The organism is Rhizobium tibeticum (genome assembly GCF_900110205.1).
Lineage (GTDB): Bacteria > Pseudomonadota > Alphaproteobacteria > Rhizobiales > Rhizobiaceae > Rhizobium > Rhizobium tibeticum.
Genome location: NZ_FOCV01000124.1, coordinates 1 through 2,541, shown reverse-complemented (window position 1 = coordinate 2,541; position 2,541 = coordinate 1). Strand labels below are relative to the sequence as shown.

Here is a 2,541-nt window from a genome sequence, read left to right as displayed (position 1 = left end):
CTGGCGTAGTGAGCTGAAGAAGCAGGGACTTTTGTCGTCTTCTGCGAATGCGGTGTTTGTCCCGGTGGACATGAACGCCGTGCAGGCCGAGGTCTGCGGAGACCGTCAAGACCCATCTGGGATGATCGAGTTGCGGTTGAACTTCGGTCGCAGCCTTCGGTTCGACAGCGCTGTGGACGGCGCCACCCTGACGCGGCTCATCCGGGCGGTGGAGGCGGCATGATCGGACCAGGGACCGGCGTGCGGGTGTACCTGGCCTGCGGGATCACGGACATGCGCAAAGGAATAGAGGGCCTGGCTGCGCTTGCGCAGGATGTATTGCGCCAGAAGCCGACAGGCGGCGCGGTCTTCGCCTTTCGAGGCAGACGTGGCGATCGTTTGAAGCTGCTTTATTTTGATGGGCAGGGCTTCTGCCTGTACTACAAAATTTTGCAGAAGGGGCGGTTTCCATGGCCTTCAGCAGCAGATGGAACGGCCCGGCTGACAACGGCGCAAATGGCCATGCTTTGGGAAGGGATCGATTGGCGACGTCCGAACTGGGGCGCCCCGCCGGCGCGTGTCGGTTGAATTTATCTCACTGAATCTGCTTGTTTTTATGGATACTCGCCCTGACCTATGGTAGTCAGGTTCATGTCGAGCGCGCCCCAAAATCTTCCCGATGATCCGGCCTTCCTGAAGGCAATGATCGCCGTCTTGCAGGCGGAAAATGCGAAGATGTCGGCGACATTGCAGGTGCATGACCAGTTGATCCAGTCCCTGCGGCTCCGCATCGCCAAGCTGAAGAAACAGGTCTTCGGCAAGTCCTCGGAAAAGATCGAACGGGAAATCCAGCAGCTGGAATTGGCGCTCGAGGATCTTCTAATCGCCGCGGCGGAAAGCGGCACGAAGCCGCTCGATGAGGTCGATGAGGCCGTGCCTGCCGCACCTGTGGCAAGCACGCCCGAAAGGATTATGCGCCGTCGTCCGCGGGTATCGGAAAAGGCGGCTCGCGAGCGCAAAGAACTCGATCCTGGCACCTGCTGCCCCGATTGCGGTGGTGAACTGCGCCTTGTTGGCGAAGACGTAAGCGAAATCCTCGACATGATCGCGGCGCAGATGAAGGTCGTCGAGGTCGCTCGATTGAAGAAGTCCTGCCGGTGCTGCGAGAAGATGGTGCAGTTGCCGGCCCCGAGCCGTCCGATACCGGGCAGCATGGCGGGGGCTGGACTTCTGGCTTACATCCTGGTCTCGAAGTTCGACGACCATCTGCCATTGTATCGTCTGAACGAGATCTTTGCCCGCATGGGCGCCGATATCCCCGATAGCACGCTGGTCGATTGGTGTGGTCGTGCCATGCAGGTGCTTCAGCCTCTGATCGAGCGGATTGAGGCTGCGATCATGGGTAGTGACCTCCTCCATGCCGACGATACCCCGATCCGTGTGCTGGATCGCTCGCTACGCGATAGGGGTTTAGGCAAAGGCGTGAAGAAAGGCAGGATCTGGACGTATGTTCGAGATCAGCGTCCATGGGCGGGCGCAGCCCCGCCTGGTGCGGTCTACTATTTTGCTCCCGACTGGAAGGAAGAGCACGTCCACCGTCACCTCAAGCAGGCAAGTGGCATCCTTCAGGCAGACGGCTACAAAGGCTACGGAAAACTCTACGAACCCAATACGGACGGAAAACGGCGCTTCCGTGAGGCGGCCTGCTGGGCGCATTGGCGACGTGACTTCCATGATATCTGGACCTCGAACAAATCCGAGATCGCGCGCGAGGCCCTCGACCGTATCGGCGCGCTTTACGACATCGAACGCGACATCGCGGGTCAGCCTGCCGATGTCCGCCTTACCGCGCGCCAGAAGCTCAGCAAGCCAAAGGTAGAAGCATTGCGTGTCTGGGCCGAAGCGCAATTGCCCCGTATTCCGGGCAAGAGCGATTTGGCGACAGCTCTCCGGTATGGCCTGAGCCGGTGGTCCTCGCTCTGCCTGTTTCTGGACGACGGTCGTGTCGCCATGGATAACAATGCCGCCGAGCGGGCGCTGCGCCCGATTGGCGTGGGTAGACGCAATTGGCTCTTCGCAGGAGCCGACACGGGGGCGGAGACCCTGGCGCGTGCCATGACGATCATCGAAACGGCCAAGATGAATGGCCTCGATCCGCAGGCCTATCTGGCCGATCTGCTCGACCGCATCCACGATCACAAGATCAATCGCCTCGACGAACTGCTTCCCTGGAATTGGTCGCCTGTCGCCACCATCTGCGCCGAGGCAGCCTGATGGCAACAATCACTTATGTCCGCACGATCAAATATGTCGCTGAAATTCTCGGCGAGGATCCGGAGCTTCTCCGGGCAATCATCTCCAACGATGATAACCTGACCTACGGCAGCATCATCAGCGTCTATAACGGGGAGAACGAATCCATCACCGCGCTGACAGACGACGGCATGGAGGAACTGGGACAGATGCTCTCCTACGCTCGCCGTTCAACCGACGAATGAAACGACTTCCTCGATAGCTTTGTCGACGACGAGGAGCTGGTCGCCCGCTTCAAAGCGAAATCTC

Annotated in this window: 3 protein-coding genes and 1 pseudogene; all 4 read left to right on the top strand. The window is 59.7% G+C overall.

Features of this window, described 5'->3' with window-relative positions:
* A partial coding sequence (locus BSG20_RS35050) for a hypothetical protein (RefSeq protein WP_093041982.1) occupies nt 1–223 on the top strand: 223 nt, incomplete at its 5' end.
* Nucleotides 220–567, top strand: coding sequence for an IS66 family insertion sequence element accessory protein TnpB (tnpB, locus tag BSG20_RS35045; RefSeq protein ID WP_028749098.1), 348 nt, complete (start codon nt 220–222; stop codon nt 565–567). The genes BSG20_RS35050 and tnpB, both read left to right, overlap by 4 nt.
* A 63-nt stretch (nt 568–630) precedes the next feature.
* Nucleotides 631–2,253 carry an IS66 family transposase gene (tnpC, locus tag BSG20_RS35040; RefSeq protein ID WP_072376423.1) on the top strand — a complete coding sequence of 541 codons (1,623 nt, stop codon included), beginning with the start codon at nt 631–633 and terminating at the stop codon, nt 2,251–2,253.
* Nucleotides 2,253–2,541 (top strand): annotated as a pseudogene (locus BSG20_RS35035) (hypothetical protein); the annotation flags it as partial. The gene tnpC and the pseudogene BSG20_RS35035, both read left to right, overlap by 1 nt.

Bases quoted from the DNA above. Each gene is read 5' to 3' on its own strand.
- tnpB (WP_028749098.1), top strand. From the start codon at position 220: ATGATCGGACCAGGGACCGGCGTGCGGGTGTACCTGGCCTGCGGGATC.
- tnpC (WP_072376423.1), top strand. From the start codon at position 631: ATGTCGAGCGCGCCCCAAAATCTTCCCGATGATCCGGCCTTCCTGAAG.